Source organism: Streptomyces sp. NPDC001851, from assembly GCF_040297165.1.
Lineage (GTDB): Bacteria > Actinomycetota > Actinomycetes > Streptomycetales > Streptomycetaceae > Streptomyces.
In genome coordinates, this window is record NZ_JBEOYR010000005.1 from 106,998 (window position 1) to 124,005 (window position 17,008).

At 72.8% G+C, this 17,008-nt stretch carries 17 protein-coding genes and 1 pseudogene; 1 reads left to right on the forward strand and 17 read right to left on the reverse strand.

The window, feature by feature from the left end; all coding sequences use genetic code 11:
* Positions 1-25: 25 nt before the first annotated feature.
* From hypA to ABT171_RS08890, 15 genes and pseudogenes are all read right to left on the reverse strand, one after another.
* Positions 26-382 carry a hydrogenase maturation nickel metallochaperone HypA gene (hypA, locus tag ABT171_RS08820; protein ID WP_351241313.1) on the reverse strand — a complete coding sequence of 119 codons (357 nt, stop codon included), beginning with the start codon at positions 380-382 and terminating at the stop codon, positions 26-28.
* Between the two features lie 7 nt (positions 383-389).
* Entirely contained in the window at positions 390-551 is a 162-nt protein-coding gene (locus ABT171_RS08825) for a hypothetical protein (protein ID WP_351241315.1), read from the reverse strand.
* 50 nt (positions 552-601) lie between these two features.
* Positions 602-808: a hypothetical protein gene (locus tag ABT171_RS08830; RefSeq protein WP_351241317.1), complete on the reverse strand. Its 207-nt coding sequence runs from the start codon at positions 806-808 to the stop codon at positions 602-604.
* Between the two features lie 20 nt (positions 809-828).
* Positions 829-1,419, reverse strand: a complete 591-nt coding sequence (locus ABT171_RS08835; protein ID WP_351241319.1) for a DUF5947 family protein — start codon at positions 1,417-1,419, stop codon at positions 829-831.
* The gene (locus ABT171_RS08840; protein ID WP_351241321.1) at positions 1,416-1,970 is read right to left on the reverse strand and encodes a NifU-related iron-sulfur-binding protein; all 555 of its coding nucleotides are present in this window, start codon (positions 1,968-1,970) and stop codon (positions 1,416-1,418) included. The genes ABT171_RS08835 and ABT171_RS08840 overlap by 4 nt, the downstream gene beginning before the upstream one ends.
* A complete protein-coding gene (locus ABT171_RS08845) occupies positions 1,963-3,756 on the reverse strand; it encodes a nickel-dependent hydrogenase large subunit (RefSeq protein ID WP_351241323.1) in 1,794 nt (597 codons plus the stop codon). The genes ABT171_RS08840 and ABT171_RS08845 overlap by 8 nt, the downstream gene beginning before the upstream one ends.
* Before the next feature lie 62 nt (positions 3,757-3,818).
* Positions 3,819-4,907, reverse strand: coding sequence for an NADH-quinone oxidoreductase subunit B family protein (locus ABT171_RS08850; RefSeq protein WP_351241325.1), 1,089 nt, complete (start codon positions 4,905-4,907; stop codon positions 3,819-3,821).
* A gap of 102 nt (positions 4,908-5,009) precedes the next feature.
* The gene (locus ABT171_RS08855) at positions 5,010-6,566 is read right to left on the reverse strand and encodes a hypothetical protein (protein WP_351241327.1); all 1,557 of its coding nucleotides are present in this window, start codon (positions 6,564-6,566) and stop codon (positions 5,010-5,012) included.
* 212 nt (positions 6,567-6,778) lie between these two features.
* Positions 6,779-7,270, reverse strand: coding sequence for a LysR family transcriptional regulator (locus ABT171_RS08860; RefSeq protein ID WP_503074509.1), 492 nt, complete (start codon positions 7,268-7,270; stop codon positions 6,779-6,781).
* Between the two features lie 45 nt (positions 7,271-7,315).
* A complete protein-coding gene (locus tag ABT171_RS08865) occupies positions 7,316-8,539 on the reverse strand; it encodes a PP2C family protein-serine/threonine phosphatase (protein WP_351241329.1) in 1,224 nt (407 codons plus the stop codon).
* Entirely contained in the window at positions 8,536-9,636 is a 1,101-nt protein-coding gene (locus ABT171_RS08870) for an FUSC family protein (RefSeq protein ID WP_351241331.1), read from the reverse strand. The genes ABT171_RS08865 and ABT171_RS08870 overlap by 4 nt, the downstream gene beginning before the upstream one ends.
* 127 nt (positions 9,637-9,763) lie before the next feature.
* Complete coding sequence (locus ABT171_RS08875) at positions 9,764-10,318, reverse strand: DUF3291 domain-containing protein (RefSeq protein ID WP_351241333.1); 555 nt, start codon at positions 10,316-10,318, stop codon at positions 9,764-9,766.
* 31 nt (positions 10,319-10,349) lie between these two features.
* Positions 10,350-11,039, reverse strand: a complete 690-nt coding sequence (locus tag ABT171_RS08880) for a helix-turn-helix transcriptional regulator (RefSeq protein WP_351241335.1) — start codon at positions 11,037-11,039, stop codon at positions 10,350-10,352.
* A gap of 217 nt (positions 11,040-11,256) precedes the next feature.
* Entirely contained in the window at positions 11,257-12,330 is a 1,074-nt protein-coding gene (locus ABT171_RS08885; protein ID WP_351241337.1) for a class I mannose-6-phosphate isomerase, read from the reverse strand.
* Between the two features lies 1 nt (position 12,331).
* Positions 12,332-12,745: pseudogene (locus tag ABT171_RS08890) on the reverse strand (SRPBCC family protein).
* Between the two features lie 247 nt (positions 12,746-12,992).
* On the opposite strand from ABT171_RS08890, the gene ABT171_RS08895 reads away from it, so the two are divergent.
* Positions 12,993-14,798 (forward strand): alkaline phosphatase family protein, encoded by a 1,806-nt coding sequence (locus ABT171_RS08895; RefSeq protein WP_351241339.1) that lies wholly within the window; start codon positions 12,993-12,995, stop codon positions 14,796-14,798.
* 253 nt (positions 14,799-15,051) lie between these two features.
* Here the strand turns inward: ABT171_RS08895 and ABT171_RS08900 are convergent, their stop codons facing one another.
* Together ABT171_RS08900 and ABT171_RS08905 are read right to left on the reverse strand one after the other, a co-directional pair.
* Positions 15,052-15,774: a response regulator gene (locus tag ABT171_RS08900; RefSeq protein WP_351241341.1), complete on the reverse strand. Its 723-nt coding sequence runs from the start codon at positions 15,772-15,774 to the stop codon at positions 15,052-15,054.
* A complete protein-coding gene (locus tag ABT171_RS08905; RefSeq protein WP_351241343.1) occupies positions 15,771-16,997 on the reverse strand; it encodes a sensor histidine kinase in 1,227 nt (408 codons plus the stop codon). The genes ABT171_RS08900 and ABT171_RS08905 overlap by 4 nt, the downstream gene beginning before the upstream one ends.
* Positions 16,998-17,008 lie beyond the last annotated feature (11 nt).

The following is a 17,008-nucleotide window of genomic DNA, read 5'->3' on the forward strand; positions in this document are numbered from 1 at the left end:
GGACCTGTCGAGCGGACCGGCCCCGTCAGGACGGGGCCGGCACCGGCTCGACCGCCGTGATCTCCAGCTCGCGCCCGCTGCGCAGCTCCTGCGAGGGCCGGTCGCAGCGCGGGCACCAGAAGAACGGCGGCATGCCGACCGCGAACTCCTCGGCGCACCCGCCGCACCACGCATGCGCGCTCACCTGCTCCACGACCAGCCGCGCCCCGGCGAGCGCCGTGCCGTCGCGGGCCACCTCGAAGGCGAAGTGCAGCGCGTCCGGTACGACGCCGGCCAGCTCGCCGACGCGGACGGTCACCGCTGTCACACGGTCCGCCCCGTCCGCGCGGGCGATCTCCTCGGCCTGTTCCACGATCGCGGTCGCGATCGACAGCTCGTGCACGAGCAGCTCACGGGTACCGGCGGTTGGCGCGCAGCCCACCGGTCATCCGGTAGATGCGCAGTTCCCGCAGGATGCCCGGGAGTTCCCTGACGAACAGGGCGGCCACGAGACTGCCGACCACCGCGGCCTGCGCCGCGAGCAGCTGCCGTCCCGACATCCCCGCCCGCACGGGCCTTCTCCTTCGCATGGCCATGTTCATGACTGTCACTGTCTGCTCCCTCATCCCGGCGAGATGTTCGGCATGTCCTTCACCAGGGCGTCATGCCGTTTCCAGTGGATACCGGTGGAGCGGCGGGCGTCGGAACTGCCGTCCTTGTGGTGTCCGGTCTGGTGCTTGTACGGGCCCTTGTTGCCCTGGTGCAGTCCGCGCACGTGGGAGGGCGTATCGGGCTTCGCCTGGGGGCGGCCCACTCGGATGCTCCCCATGTCGGTTCTCCTTCCCGGTCTCACGACCGCTCGGTCAGCTCCCCGAAGAACTGTTCTACGGCCGTCCAGACCCGGCCGCCACCGGACAGGCCCCGCCACTCGCGGCGGACCAGAGCGATCATCCGGTAGCAGTCGTCGACCGGCACGATCCAGTGTTCGTCGAGGCCGCGCACGGTGTTCACGAGCAGCGCCTCGACGTCGGGTGCCATGGCGGCGAGCTGCGGGACCACGGCGGCCAGCCGCTGCCAGGCCGCCGCGTCCACCTCCCAGCGCATGGCCCCGGCCGGGCTCGGACCCTGCGCGGTGACCGTGCCGTCGGAGCGCGGCACGAAGAACACCAGGCCCACCGGGACGCCCAGCACGCCGGTGTCGACCGGCGGTAGCCGCAGCCGGCGGCGGGGCACGAGCCGGTAGCGGCCCGCCGCGTCGTCGGCGAACAGCACCGAGCAGGGGCCGCACACGCACCGCACCTCGGCTGCAGCGGTGTCGTACAGGTGAGCGTGTTCCTCGGTCACACGGGCGGCGCACAGCTCGCAGACCTCGGGTTCGGCCGTCGCCGCGCGGTCGGCGGCGGAGCGGATGACGCGGGCGAGCGCTCCGTCCACGGTCACCGCGCCTCCTGCGGCGTGGCCCGGCGCTTGATCGTGGTCAGCGGTACGAACGCCGGTGCCGCCCTGCGCTCGTCCGGCACCGTCTCCACGGCGGTCAGCTCCGGAGCGACGGCCAGCACCGCCGCCCGGACCGCCTCGGTGACGTCGGAGGAGCCGCCACCGCACCCGGAGCCGCATCCGCCACCGGTGCTCAGCCGCACCCGTGCCACCTGCCCGTCGACCCCGGCCCACTCCAGGTCACCGCCGCGGTCGCGCACCACGGGCCGCAGCTTCTCCACCGCGCGGGCGGCCCGGCGCTCCGGGGCCTCGGGGTGGATCCCGTGCAGGACCATGAGATGCCCCGCCAGCTCGTCGTCGGCGAGCCGCTCCCGCAACCGCGCGTCGGCGTGGTCGAGCACGCGGGCGAGGGCCTCGCCGTAGACCTCGGTCAGCAGCCGCACCGCCTCCAGGGCCGGGCCGGGCGTGCCTTCCAGCCCGGCCAGCACCTCGTCGAGGCGGGCGAGCCGCGCCTCCACCTCCGGGTCCGCCAGCCGTACGGCGGTCTCAGCCATGGTTGGCCCCGTACGTCGGCGAGTGCACGGTGGTCAGCGTCTTGCCCTTGCCCATGTACATGTGCACGCCGCACGGCAGACAGGGGTCGAAGCTGCGCACGGTGCGCATGATGTCGACGCCCTTGAAGTCGTCCGGACCGTTCTCCTCGAAGATCGGCTGGCCCTGCACGGCGTCCTCGTACGGGCCCGGGGTGCCGTAGATGTCGCGGGGACTGGCGTTCCACGGGGTCGGCGGGTACGGGTGGTAGTTGGCGATCTTCTTGTCCCGGATCACCAGGTGGTGGGAGAGGACGCCGCGCACCGCCTCGTGGAAGCCGCAGCCGATCGACTCGTCCGGCACCTCGAAGTTCTCGTACACCTTGGTGTCGCCGTTCCTGAGCATCCCCATGGCCTCCTCCAGGAACTGCAGAGCCATGGCGGCGGCGTAGGCGATGAAGTACGGCCGGGCGCGGTCCCGTTCGAGGGTGTTGCTCCACTTCGGGATGCGCCACTCCAGTGTCGTCTCCGGCAGCTTCTCGCCCTTGGGCAGGGTGATGCGGATGGCGCCGCCGGTCGTCTTGACGTACGGCGTGTCGACCAGGCCGCTCAGCGCGGTCGACCACAGCCGGGCCAGCGGTCCGCCACCCGTGTCCAGTGCGAGGTGCTCACCGGTGTCCGGGTGGTACCAGCGGGGGCTCATCACCCAGCTGTAGTTGCCCTCGAAGTCCCGTTTCTGTGGCACCGGCACCGTGGTCTGGTTCCACGGGTGGCGCATGTCCACGGGGTTGCCGAGGGGATCGTGGGTGACGAACGGGTCCTCGTTGACCCAGTCCTCGTAGAAGGAGCTGCCCAACATGATGCGCAGGCCGAGGTTGATGTCGATGAGATTGTTGGTGACCAGCTTGCCGTCCACCACGACGCCCGGCGTGACGTACATGGCCCGGCCCCACTCGTTCATCGACGCGTAGCGGTAGTCCACGACGTCCGGGTTCTGGAAGGCCCCCCAGCAGCCCAGCAGGATCCGCCGTTTGCCGACCTCCTCGTAGCCGGGCAGGGCCTCGTAGAAGAAGTCGAAGACGTCGTCGTTCATGGCCACCGCCTTCTTGATGAAGTCGATGACGCGCATCAGGCGGCTGAGGTAGTCGGTGAAGGTGTTCGGCTGCGGCATCGTGCCGACACCGCCCGGGTACAGCGTGGAGGGGTGTACGTGCCGCCCCTCCATCAGGCAGAACATCTCCCGGGTGATCCGGCTGACCTTCAGCGCCTCCTTGTAGACCTCGCCCTCGAAGGGGTTGAAGGCCTTCATGATCTCGGCGATGGTGCGGTAGCCGTGGATGTCGCCGCGGGGTGCGTCGGTGCGCTCGGCGCGGGCCAGGACCCCGGGGTTGGTGGCCTTGACCATCGCCTCACAGAAGTCCACGAAGACCAGATTGTCCTGGAAGATCGTGTGGTCGAAGATGTACTCCGCCGCCTCGCCGAGGTTGGTGATGTGCTCGGCCAGCTTCGGCGGCTTGACGCCGTAGGCCATCTGCTGGGCGTAGTTCGAGCAGGTGGTGTGGTTGTCGCCGCAGATGCCGCAGATCCGGGAGGTGATGAACCCGGCGTCGCGCGGATCCTTGCCCTTCATGAACACCGAATAGCCGCGGAACAGCGATGAGGTGCTGTGGCACTCCACGACTTCCTGGTTGGCGAAGTCGATCTTCGTGTAGATGCCCAGGTTGCCGATGATCCGGGTGATCGGATCCCAGGACATGTCCACGATCTGGGCGGGTTTGCGTTCTGTCGGCCGCGATTCGGTGGTGGTCATCTGCGGTTCTGCCCCTCGCTGTTCGGGTCGGGCGGGTCGTTTGCGGGACGGGTGGGGCGGCGTCAGGCACGCCAGTGCGGGTTGTAACCGCTGGTGAGCTTGCGCTTGTTGTGGCGCCACTTGGGCTCGTGGTTCACCATGTCGTTGGTCAGGCCGCGCAGCCGTCGGATGACCGCCCCGTAGGGCCGGATCGCCATCGACGACAGCGTGCCGCCCGGGGGCTCGTCCATGAACGGCATGAAGGCGTCGGGGAAACTGGGCATCGTGCAGCCGATGCAGATGCCGCCGACGTTCGGGCAGCCGCCGATGCCGGCCATCCAGCCGCGCTTGGGCACGTTGCAGTTGACGACCGGGCCCCAGCAGCCCACCTTCACCTGGCACTTGGGGGAGTTGTAGTCCTTCGCGAAGTCGGCCTGCTCGTAGTACGCGGCCCGGTCACAGCCCTCATGGACGGTCTTACCGAACAGCCACTGGGGACGCAGCATGTGGTCCAGCGGCGGCGGGGGAGCGGCACCGGCCGCGTGCTGGAGCACCCAGACGAGGGTCTCCATGAAGTTCTCGGGCTGGATGGGGCAGCCGGGCACGTTGACGACCGGGAGCCCCGACTGCGCCTTGAAGTCCCAGCCCACGTAGTCCGCGAGACCCATGCAGCCGGTCGGGTTGCCGGCCATGGCGTGGATCCCGCCGAACGTGGCGCAGGTCCCCGCGGCCACCACCGCCCAGGCCTTGGGCGCGAGCTGGTCGATCCACCAGTTGAGCGTCTGCGGCTCACCGGTGTCCGGGTCGTTGCCGAACGACGTCCAGTAGCCGCCGCCCTCGATGATGTTCTGGTTCGGGACCGACCCCTCGATCACGAGGATGAACGGGGCCAGGTCACCGCGGGCCGCCGCCCGGTACGGAGCCAGGAAGTCCTCGCCGCCCAGGCTCGGCGACAGCACCTTGTTGACCAGGTTCACCTTCGGCAGGCCCGGGATGAGCCCGAGCACCACGTCCTCGATGGACGGCTGGCCCGCGGCGGTCAGCGACACGGTGTCGCCGTCGCAGCTCATGCCCTCCGAGATCCAGAGGATGGTGATCTCGTCGAAGCCCTGCCGCGCCTCGGCTCGGCTGGGCTCCCCACGGACTTCGGTGGTACCGCTCTGTGTGGTCATGTCTGCAACCTCCGTCGCAACCGGTGTCGGAGTGGGTCGTGGGCCGCCGCGCCGCAGACGCGGAACAGCCGCTCGGGCATGCGCTGGTCGTGGGCCGGCATGTCAGGGGCGTCCGCCGAACCGTCGTCCGGCGAACCGCCGCTCCTCCGGCCGGTCGGCCGGACGCTGTGGCCGCGGGGACCGCGGCCCGGGTGATCCCACCGGTCCCGTCGGCTCCGGCGCGACCGTGCGCCCGAGCGGTTCGACCTCGTCGGGCCGGAAGTAGTGGAAACGGCCGTACCAGCCGTGCAGTTCGGCGGCCGGATCGTCGTCGACCGTGACCGCCAGGTGGACGCTGCCGTCCACGTCGTGGAAGACCGCGGCGACCCGCGCCGTCCTCCCCTCCAGGAACATGTCCTGTGCGTCGGCGCCCCGGCCGCGCGGGCGCAGCCGCACCCGGCTGCCGCCGCCGACGGACACGCCGTCCACGAGCACGGTGTCGGTCGCCGGGGACAGCCCGTCGTCGCCCTCCTGCCACCAGGCGGGCCGCTCGGCGGGCGGCGGCACCGGCGTCAGGGAACGGATCGCACCGTGCAACCGCTCGAAGACCTCGCGGGGCATGGTGTCGACCCGGTCGAGGATCCGCGCGGCCCGCGGATCGGTGGCCCGTGCCTCGGCCTTCTCCTCGTCGGTCAGCAGCATCGTGCGCAGCGTGAGGATCTCGTCGATCTCCGCGGCGTCGTGCAGATCGCCGGGACTTTCCGGCGCCACCTGCGGATGGTCGGGCAAGATGATCGGGGCGGAGAGCATGACGCCGGCGCTCCCCGGCCGCACGGGCGGGCCGCCCAGCACGGGAAACGTGAACGCGTTCCGGCACTCCCGCGCCTGCTCCGCCCACTCCTCGGGCGGATCGATCAGAGAGACGAACTCCACGCCGTCGCCGCCCACGACAGTGTGGGTGGCGATCAGCGCCTGCCGCAGTGCCTCATGGCGAGGGGCCCGTGGGTCGGGTGCCGCGCCGGTGTTCTCGGTGCGCACCCGCAGCCGGTACAGCTCCGGCGCGAGCGGTTCCGCCACCACCGTCGTCGTGGCCCGCACCTCCCGGCGCCGCCGCACCGTCCGCCCCGTACCGCCCGGCAGCGGCTCGGACTCCGCACCGCCGGCCGCGCCCACCGGGGCGGTACGTCCGCCCCGCAGCAGCTCGGCCAGCGGCACCACCAGCTCCGTCTGGCGCGGCACCGCCTCCTCGAACGACAGGTGCACGGCGCCGTCGGCGGTACGCAACGACTCCACCGGGCGGTGCCGTCCGTCCCCGCCGGTCTCCTCGACCTGCTTGTCCTGCATCTGCAGATACCGCACCCGTACCCGGACGACCGCGTCGGCGCCCGGTGCCCGCAGCAGGCACTCGGTCTGCTGGTACCACGAGTCGGCGGAGCCAGAGATCCCCGGGGTGACCGGTCCGTCCCGCTCCACCCACGTGCGGGGCAGCAGCACGCCGAACTGCCAGCGGACCCGGTTCTTCGCCGAGGACCGGCGGTAGGGGTAGAGCAGGTAGCCCTCGTACAGCACGGCGTCGGCGACGGCTCCCACCTGCTCGAAGGCACCGCACGGCACGTCGGCGTCGTCGCCGTCCTCCAGGGCGGCGAGCACCGCGCCGTCCTCGCCGGTTCCGACCGACATGCCGCCTCCTCATCACGGGTCAGTTCGCCCATGCCTTCCACCACGGTCACACCCGTCACAGCCGCTCGCCCCTCCGGCGCACGTCGGTTGGGCCAAGCAGGGGACGGCGGCCCATCCGGGCGGTTCACGCGCTGCCGCCGCCTGGCACGCCGTACTGAAGAACCCAGGGATCGTCGGCCGGCGGGCCGAGGCCCCGCGCACCCGCGTCGGGCTCACCCCCTGACCGGGCGGCAGACCACGCCCGGGCGGGAGGAGAACCGCGCCGGGGACCCGGCGGCGAGGGCGATGCCGTATCCGTCGGCGATCGCGCGCTCAACCAGTCGTCGGCCTGCTCGGTGACCGCGCCGACGCGCACCGGGCGGCCCTCGCGCTCGTCCGCGGCCAGCCACTGCTCGCGCCACGCGCCGGGCTCCGCGCAGCAGCGCCGCGTCCACCTCGCCGTCGGCCGGCCCCGCACTCGGGTTCGACCAGGCCGCCTGCCGCAGTTCCGCACGCCACCCGGGGCGCCGCCGGGCGAACTCCGCGACGGTCTCCTGGGCCGTCTCGTTGGCCGCGCTCGCGAGGAACCCCAGGCGCGGGATCCGCGCGTCCGTGGGCGCCATGCCGGTGCGCGACCGGTCGAAGAGCCGTACACCGAGCCGGGTCTCCAGCTGCCGGATCCGCTTGGTCAGGGCCAGGAAGCACCGCCTGGTCGTCTCGGGCACGCCCGCCGGGCCGCCAGGGCGACGCGGTGACGCCGTGACCGTTGATCAACACGGTTCACGTGAGGCACGGGCCGACTCCCAGGGCATGCGCTCCAGGGCGACCAGGGCCGCGTCGTCGTCGAGGTCGCCGTGCACGTGGTGCAGGAGGTCGCGGCGCAGGGCGGTCACCATCGCCTCCAGCGGTCGGCCGGCGTGTGCGTGCACCGGGGCGGCCAGGTCGTGGAAGCGGCCCCGGCGGTCGCGGCCCTCGATGAACCCGTCGGTGTACAGCACCAGACGGTCGCCCGGAGCGAACGGCACGGTCTGGGCGACCGGTTCCGCCTGCAGCAGATCGCCCAGGCCGAGCGGCGCGCCGGGCCGGTCGGGCTCGTACGGCCTCACCTCGCCCGCGTGGACGACGTACGGCTCGGGATGACCGCAGTGCACGATGCGGGCCGCGGACTCGTCGGGCGGGAACTCCACCAGGAGCGCTGTCGCGAACCGCTCCGCGAACAGCGCGCCCGCGTCACCACCGTCGGGTCCGCCCGTGTCCGATGCGCCGTCCAGCGCGGCGATGTGGCGGCGGGCCCGTTCGTCCAGTTGCTCCGCCACCCGCGTCAACGACGGCTCGCGGTACGCCAGTTCCCGGAACGCGCCGAGCAGGGTCGCCGACGCGCCGACGGCCTCCAGCCCCTTGCCCCGTACGTCACCGATGACGATCCGCGTGCCGTACGGCGTGGGCAGCGCCTCGTAGAAGTCGCCGCCGATCCGCGCCTCCGACTCGGCCGGCAGATACACACCGCTCAGGGCGAGCGAGCCGATCCGGCGGGGGAGGGGGTGCATCAGGGCGCGCTGTGCGGTCTCGGCGACGGAGCGGACCTGACGGAGCTGCCGTTCCCGGCGCTGCCGCAGGGAGCACGCGGCCAGCGAGGCGAGTCCGACCACGAACAGGCTGCCGAGGGTGACGTCGGAGTCCGGGTGTCCGCAGCTGCCGGCGTCCCACTGGAGCAGCCCGGTGATCACCAGCACGGCGCAGGCCAGTACCGCCGTCGCCCGCCAGGGGAGCAGGGCGGCGGCCAGCACCGGGACGGCGGCCATCACCGGCGACACGTGCAGCCAGTCCGGGGTGAGCAGGTCGGTGAGCGCGACGACCACCAGGAGCAGCACGGGGGCCGGGGCCAGGAGGGCGCGGGAGCCCGGGCGGCGGGTCCAAAGCGCCGGTGTACGGCGCGCGGGTGCGGCGGCCCGCTCGGTGGTCCTGTCCGGGAGGCCGCTGGTGTGAGGGGTCATCGTCGCGGTGGGGGCCGAAGCGGGTCGAGGAGCCGGTGGGCTCGGTCGGGCGGGGCGGGTGCGGGCGCCGACAGGCAGGTCAGGGCCGACTCCAGGGGGCGCAGGAGGCACTGGTCCGGGGCGGCCGCGTCGGCGGGACCACGACCGGGGGCGCCGAGCCGGGCGAGGGCCTGGCGTGCGGCGGGCAGGGCGGGGTGCGGCCGGCCGCCGCGGCAGGAGTAGGCGCACAGGGCGGTGGTCCGCAGCAGACGGGCGTACGGCTGCGCGAAGGCGGAGCCGGGGCGCGTGCCCTCGGGCGCGCCGGGGTGGGCGTCGAGCAGCCGGCCCGTCGCGGTCACCTGCCCTGCGACGTCGGTCAGCGTGCGCAGAACCCGGTGATCCAGGTGCCAACGGCGGCGCCGGGCGGTCGGCCGGACGTTCCAGCGCAGGCTCTCGTGTGCCTCGTCCACGGCGGTGCGGGCCCGGGTCAGCGCCGTGCCGAGGTCGTCCTCCCAGGCCGCGCCGAGTCTGTTGCGCGGCCGCTCGTGCCGTACGACCGCGTCGGCCAGACCGTCCAGGTGCCGGGCGATCAGCAGCCGCAGCTCCTCCAGCGCCCGTTCGGCGGACCGTACGCGCACGGCGGGGAACAGCAGCATGCTGCACGCCAGCCCGAAGCCGATGCCGAGCACGATCTCCGCCACGTGCGCTCCCAGTTCACCGGGGTGGCGGCCACGGACCAGGGCGAAGGTGAGCAGGGCGGTCGTCGGGACGTGCAGGCCGTGGTGGCCGAGGAAGCCGTGCCGGGCCAGCAGCGCGGAGGCGAAGACGACAAGGGCCAGGCCCGCCATGCCGGGCTCGGCGTACAGCGCGCCGGGTACGGCGACCAGCACCCCGAGCAGGCAGCCGACGGTGTAGCGGGTGGCGGCGGAGACCGTGGCCACCACGGTCGTCTCGACGATGAGCAGCGCGGCGACGGCGCCCGCGTAGGGATCGGAGATGTGCAGCAGCGTCGCGCAGGTCTGCCAGGTCAGACCGGCCGCCACCGTGGCGCGCGCGGCCTCGGCGCCGCCGGCCTGTCCGATCCGTGCCATGAGAGCGGGCAACCGTGCGCTGTGCATGCTCGTCCCTCCCCTTCCCTTTCCGTATCCGGTCGGACAAGGCCGCCAAGGATAATCGGACAAATGCCGCACATGGCAAATAAGGGATATGTAGGGATGGTCGCTGCTCGGCTTATGGGTGTTCCGTTCAAATCTCAACGGCCGGGCACGTGTTCGGGCCTCCGGTGGCGCCGGCGAGGGTCGTCACGTCCGCCGGCGGCATGGCCCGCGGGTGTCGGGCGGCCTCGGCGGCTGTGTGGGAGGAGGTGAAGGTGAAGGCGCGGGGGGACGGTCCGTGGGCTCGCAGGTCCGCCAGTCGTTCCATGGCCTCGTCGACCGTCGGGAGGTGGCCGGCGGGGACCCACCAGAGCACGAGGTGCGCCTCGACGTGCCGCTCGAACCAGTCGCGGCGTCGCTGCATCGCCTCCAGATGTCCGCTGCGGTAGGTGAAGTCCCACAGGGCCTGCTGGTCCTCCCACACCGACAGGGTGACGATGACGTTCTCGCCCGCCGGGCGCAGGCCGGTGGCGTCGGGCTTCCCGTCCTCCGTCAGCCGCCACACGAAGCCGGGCGCGTCGTCGGCGGCGGCGTTGACCGGGTCGAGCATCTCCACGAAAGGTGCCGTGCGAGGGTCGTCGAGGGGGTGGCGGAGCGTGGCGACGTTGAAGTGGGCCAGGTGGACGGCGTGCGGGGATGAGGTCATGGGCTCATCCCAGCATGACCCCCTTTCTATGTCAATGATGATTGGCTTTAGAAGCCTCGACCACCACGCAGCACTCCCCGGGCCGGGCGTCCATGCGGGCACGGACAGGACCGTCCGTGCCGAGCAGCCCCTCCAGCAGCGCCAGATTCATGCCGCAGATCAGCGGCGGGAAGCGTTCGGCGACGGCATGGAAGGGGCAGTTGCGCATACGCACGGCGTGTGCGGCCGCCCCGGCCGCGCCCTGGGCGCCTTCGGCGCCTTCCAGGTGCGGTTCGTAGCCGCGGGCCGCCAGCAACTCCATGGCCTCTTCGAGGCCACCGCAGGGTGCCGCCGAGCCGCGCAGCACCTCCCCCCGGCGTCGCGCGGCCGCGCAGAGCCCGGCATCCAGTCCGGCCTCCTCGGCGGCCTCGGCGAGCAGTTCCGCGGCGGTGCGGTAGTCGCGGGCGGGCAGTGACACCGTCCGCTCGGCCCGCGCCCGCGTGTACACCTTGGCGGGACGGCCCGCCCCCGGCCCCGAGCGCCCCGTCAGGCGGCGGCTGCCGCTCTCCAGCAGGCCGACTTCCGCGAGCTTGTCCAGATGGTGCGCAGCGAGAGTGCGCGCCACCCCGGCCGCCTCGGCGGCCTCGTTGCGGCCGACCTCGCGGCCCTGCGCCACCACGTACTCGTACAGGCGCCGCCGCACAGGATCCTGCAGCGCCGCGATCGCTTCGATGTCCTCCACCCGGCCATTCTAGGAACAACCCAGGTCGGAGATAGAAGCATGCGGGCGGCGCAGGCCCTCAGCTCCTGCACCATTTCCGCCAAGCGTGGCCTTTGACGCCACAGCCGGCGGCGGATCGGTGCGGGTACCAGCCGCCTGTTGAGCTGCCTGGCTCGGGCATGACCATCACCTCCAGGCCCCCGCGTCCCCGCCCCCCGTGCGCGGCAAGCTGCCGCCCCTACGGCACGTCGCCGAGGGCGCAGATCGCGGCGGGGCCGTGCCCCGCGGCTGCCAGGGGTTCCTCGATGTCGGTGGTCAGGTCGGGGAGATAGCCGAAGAGGACGTCGGCGGGCCCCTCCACCCGCACCTCTTCCAGGGCCGCCGGCAGCAGCAGAGTCCGCGCCCGGTCCAGGCGGCCGGTCCAGCCGGCGGCGGCGACGGCGACCGGAGCGCCGGCGTTGGTGAGGACCTGTGCCGTGGTGAACACGCGGATGAGGAGGGCGGTGCCGCCGGCCGTCCAGCGTTCCAGGGCGAAGTACGGACCCGCGCACAGCACCGTGCGCACCACGGAGTCCGCCTGCGGGATGCTCACTCCCGGCTGGAACTCCGGCCGCGGCCCGGGCCGCCACTCCTCCAGCAACCGTCCGATGTTCGCCTCGTGCTCGCGTGCGTCCAGGGGCGCGCCGTCCTCCATCCGCCACGGCATGGCGTGCTGCTGGATGTCGGAGGTCTGCTCGATCTCGTACACCAGCGTGCCCGGCCCGAAGCTGTGCAGGGTCCCGCCGGGGACGTAGACGGTCTGCCCGGCGCGTACCGGCAGACGGCGCATGACCGCGTCGAAGTCCTGCGCGAGCAGGGCCCGGCGCAGCCGCTCGCGGTCGACTCCGGGGCGGGTCCCCACCAGCGCGGTGGCGCCGGGTACGGCGTCCAGGACGTGCCAGGCCTCGGTCTTGCCGTGCGGCTCGCCCTCCAGGCGGCGGGCGGTGGTGTCGTCGGCGTGCAGATGCACGGGCAGCGCCCCGGTGGCGTCGATGAACTTGGTGAGCAGCGGAAAGCACGGGCCGTGCGGCCGGTCGCCCAGCAGGCCGTCCGCGTGCTCCGCCATGAGCCGGCGCAGGCTCCGCCCGGCGAGCGGGCCCTCGGTGACCGTGGCGCCCTCGCCGTCGACATCGCTCACCTCCCATGTCTCGGCGACCCGGCCCGCCGGCAGACCCGTGCGGCCCAGCCGGCCCGCGAGGGCCCGCCCGCCGAAGACATGCTGCTTGACCGGTGTGCTGAGGCTCAGCGGATACCAGGTCGCCGGGCCCGGCATCTCAGCCGGCCGCGTTGTCGACGCGGATGCGCACCTGCTCCTCCAGACGCCTGAGGCTGCCGTCGAGTGCCTCGTACACCGCCTGCTCGCCCGGGTCGTGACCCTCGTCGAAGAACGACAGGTGCACCGTCACCTCGCTGGCGCCGCTGCCGATCCCGGCAACCTGCAGCCACCCGGCGTAGCTGCCCTGTCCCCGGGTGCCCCACTCCAGCCGCATCTGCTCCGGCTCGGATCGCAGCAGCGCGGGCATGTCCTCGCCGGAGGTGTCCTCGTGCACGGTCACGGCGGGCGGGTCCCCGGCGTCCACGTGCAGGGCGTCCGGGAGCCATGCGTCGAGCTGGCCGAGGTTGGCCGCCTAGTCGAAGACCTGCTCGGGCTGTGCGGGCATCGTGCGGGACCGTTCGTACTCGCCCATGGTGCCACCGCCCCTCCACTCGGAAGTCGTACCCCACCGCGTGCCCCTTCCGGAGCGACCGAAAAGCCCCGCCCGGCCGCCCCCGCGGAAGGAGCCGCGTGCGCCGCCAACTTGTCTGGCCAAGTTTGGTCGTGGTTCTTCCGCTCGACAGCGGCGTCCCGTACTCATGTCCCGTTCGTTGCGCACTGTCAGGCCGTGCGGAAACCACTCCTCACGGCATCCTCACCCACAGGACGAGGTACCACGTATGCGACTGCGCCGGAGATCTCTCGGCGGGCTCCCGGCCCTCCTCGGAGCACTGATCGTCGCCGTTCCCGCCCCCGCCCATGCGGCCGGGAGCAGCGGCAACCTGATCGTCAACGGCGATGCGGAGAGCGGCGGTTACTGCACCCAGGACTGGGCGGCGGCCAGCACGGTCCCGGGCTGGACCACCCAGGCCGGCGGACCGGACGTCATGTGCCACAGCGTCGCCTCCTTCGGGCTGCCGAACGACGGCGGGACACCGGGCAAGGCGTTCTTCGGGCCCGGCAACTTCGGCGACGGTGCCATGAGCCAGACCATCGACGTCTCCTCGGCCGCCGCCGCCATCGACGGCGGCGGTGTGCACTACGACCTCTCCGGCTGGCTCGGCGGCTGGACCACCTACGGCGGCCACGTCGCCGTGAGCCTGCACTTCCACGACGGCGGCGGCCACCCGGTCGGCGCCGCCGCCAAGCTGCCCACCGTGTCCGCGAGCGACCGGGGCCTGGCCACCAAGTTCCTCTCCCGCAGCACCACCGGAGCGGTGCCGGCCGGCACCCGGTCCATCCAGGTCGAGGTGCAGTTCCTGTCGACCAGCAGCGAGACCGGCTACCTCGACAACCTCTCCCTCACCCTGGACACCCCGGTCACCGCACCGGCCCCGCTCGCACCGCCCGTCTCCAAAGTCCCCGGCTACGACCATGTGTTCATGGTCATGATGGAGAACACGGACTACTCCGAGGTCATGAACGACCCCGCGGACACGCCGTACATGCACAGCCTCATGTCCCAGGGCGCCACGCTCACCGACTTCCACGGCGTCTACCACCCGAGCGACGAGAACTACCTCGCCATCGCCGGCGGCGACACCTATGCCAAGGGCGCCACCTACTTCCCCAACATCAACTCCCCGCAGCGCAACCTCGGCGACACCGTCGAAGCGGCGGGAAAGACCTGGAAGGCCTACGAGCAGGGCATGGGTACCCCCTGCAACACCAAGAACAACAACGACAGTTACTACGAGCCCGACGACGCGCCCTTCATCAACTACACCGACATCAGCGGTGACGCCGCACGCTGCGCGGCCCACCTGTTCGACACCACCCAGCTGACCACCGACCTGAAGTCCGCAGCCACCACACCCGACTTCTCCTGGATCGCCGCCGACGACTACTACGACGGTGAGGCCTCCGGCAACGGCAACGCCACCAGCCTGAAGACACAGGACGGCTGGCTGAAGCAGACCCTCGCCCCGGTCCTCGCCTCCCCCGCCTGGACCCAGCAGCGCTCGCTGCTGGTCCTGACCTGGGACGAGAGCCAGAACGAGGGCTACAACCACATCGCCACCACCCTCGTCGGCTCCCAGGGCACCGTCCCGGCCGGCACCAGCAGCCCGCTGCACTACGACCACTACGGCATCGGCCGCACCATCGAGGCGGCCCTCGGCCTGCCCGGGCTCACGGCCAACGACACCTACGCGGCACCGCTCAACGCCGCGTTCGCCCCGTCCGGCGCGAGCACGCCGACGCTCACCGGCGACCTGAACGCGGTCTCCGACGGCGGCAACGTCACCGTCCGCTACTCGATGCCGTCGGCGGCCCAGGCGAACGCCAGGAACTGGATCGGCGTCTACCCGGCGGGCGGTACCCCGGGCAAGCAGTCCTCGCTCACCTGGTCCTACGCCCCGAACGCCAGCGGTGCCCTGACCTTCTCGACCGGCAAACTGAGCGGCGCCGGGAAGTACGACGTGTACTACCTCGCCAACGACGGCTACTCGGTCCTGGCCGGGCCGTTCTCGCTCACCGTCGGCTGACCGCCCCCCTCGGAAGCGGGCCCACGCGCAGCCGCTCGGCGGAGCGGCCCACGAGGTGATCCTCGTCCCCTCACCGGCCGCTCCCCCTGCCCTCGCCGCTCGGCGAGCGCGCGGGCCCGGTGGTCGCACCCGAAGGCCTCGCCGAGCGGTCCGGCCCGTCCACGGCCGCACCGGCGGCGGGGTCCCGCCGCGGCGGACAAGACCACAGGCGGCCTCCAGCCGCACCGGCACGCTGTGCCGGCCCCCGACCGCGTCAGCCGTCGGTGCCGGCCGGCGGCCGGGGCGGCCTGCCGTCCGCCGCGTCCGCGGCGAGGCCGGCCCGATGGGCGAACAGGGCGGCCTGCACCCGGTTCTCCAGACCCAGCCGGGTCAGGACGCGGTTGACCCGGCTCTTGACGGTCGCCTCGCTGAGCCCGAGGTCCGCGGCGATCCGCGCGTTGGACAGTCCCCGCGCGACCAGCACGAGGACCTGGATCTCGCGCTCGGTGAGCGTGCCGGCCTCCGGCGCCGGGGCCGGTGCGGGAGCGAGGAGGGCGGGCGGCAGCGCGGTGACGGTGTCGATCAGACGCCGGGTGACGGTCGGGGCGAGCACGGACTCGCCGTCGGCCGCGGCGCGGATGGCCTCCGCGAGCTGGTCGGGCCGGCTGTTCTTCAGCAGGAAGCCGACGGCTCCGGCGCGCAGCGCGGCGTGGACGTACTCGTCCAGGTCGAAGGTGGTCAGCACCAGCACCCGGGGCACCGGCCCCGGACCGGACCACTCCCGGACGATGCGCCGGGTCGCCTCGACGCCGGTCGTGCCCGGCATCCGTACGTCCATCAGCACCACGTCCGGCCGCAGCGCCTCGGCCCGGGCGACGGCCTGCTCCCCGTCGGCGGCCTCCCCGACCACCGACAGACCCTCCCGGCGGTCGACGACCAGACGCAGCGCGGTCCGTACGATCTCCTGGTCGTCCACGACGAGCACCCGTACGGTCATCCGTCCCCCTGGGCGGATCCAGGACTCCGCGCGGACAGGACGGCGCGCAGGTGCCAGCCACCGTCCGCGCGCGGCCCGGCGTGCAGGGTGCCGTCGAAGGCCGCCACCCGTTCCCGCATCCCGACGAGCCCGCGTCCGGCGCCGGGCACCGGCCGGTGGCCCGGGGCCGGTGCGTCGTTCTCCACCTCGATCGCCAGGCGCGCCTCGTCACCGTGTACGGCGATCCGCACGCACACCGGTCCCGCGTGCTTGACCACGTTGGTCAGCGCCTCCTGGACGATGCGGTAGGCCGAGACCTGCATCCCGGCCGGCAGCGCGTCCCCGGCGCGTGGCCCGCGGTCACAGGTGACCCGGCAGCCCGCCGAGGCCGCCACGCCGATGAGCCGGTCGAGGTGGTCCAGGGACGGCTCGGGTGCGAGGCCGCGTTCGCCGAAGGAGAGCAGTCCGAGCAGCCGCCGCATCTCGGTGAGCGCCGTGTCCGCGGTCCCCGCGATGAGCGCGACACCGTGCGCGGCCTCGCCCGCATCGGGCGGACGGGCGGTCAGCACGTCCTCGGCGGCGCGTGCCTGCAGGGCGATCGCACTGACATGGTGGGCGACGACGTCGTGCAGGTCGCGGGCGATGCGAGCCCGCTCCGTGAGCACGGCCTGCCGGGCGTTGAGCTCCTGTTCGGCCGCGAGCCGCCGGTTGAGCTCCCGCAGGCGTTCCGCGTCGGCGTCGATCCGGCGCCGTCCGTATCCCAGCAGCCAGGCCAGCGCGAAGAAGAACACGAACGTCGTGACGCTGACGGGCTCCAGGGAGCCGGGACGGGGCGGCTGCCAGTGCCCGGTCAGGGCATCCGTCACGGCGGCGACGACCAGGACGGACAGGGTGAGCGGCAGGCTCGCCGGTGCGGGTGCGCGCCGCGCCACGGCGTAGACGCCGATCATCAGCAGGAACGGCCCGGGGACCTTCCCCGGGATCGGGCCGAGCGCCTGGAAGAGGACGTACAGCGCGGTCATCGCGAGCAGGGCGGCCCGCGGATGCGTCCGCCGCCACAGGAGCGGCACGGTCTGCGCGCCCCACAGCGCCACACCCCACCCCGCCGGCCGTGGCGTCCGGTCCAGCACCGTGGCCATGTCGAGCAGGGTCAGGCCGCCGGCCCACAACGCGTCCGTCACGCGCGGTCGGTCGGCGAGCCAGTGCCGTGCGGCCCGGGGCAGGGCGTTCACCTGGGTGGTCATCGGTCCGTCAG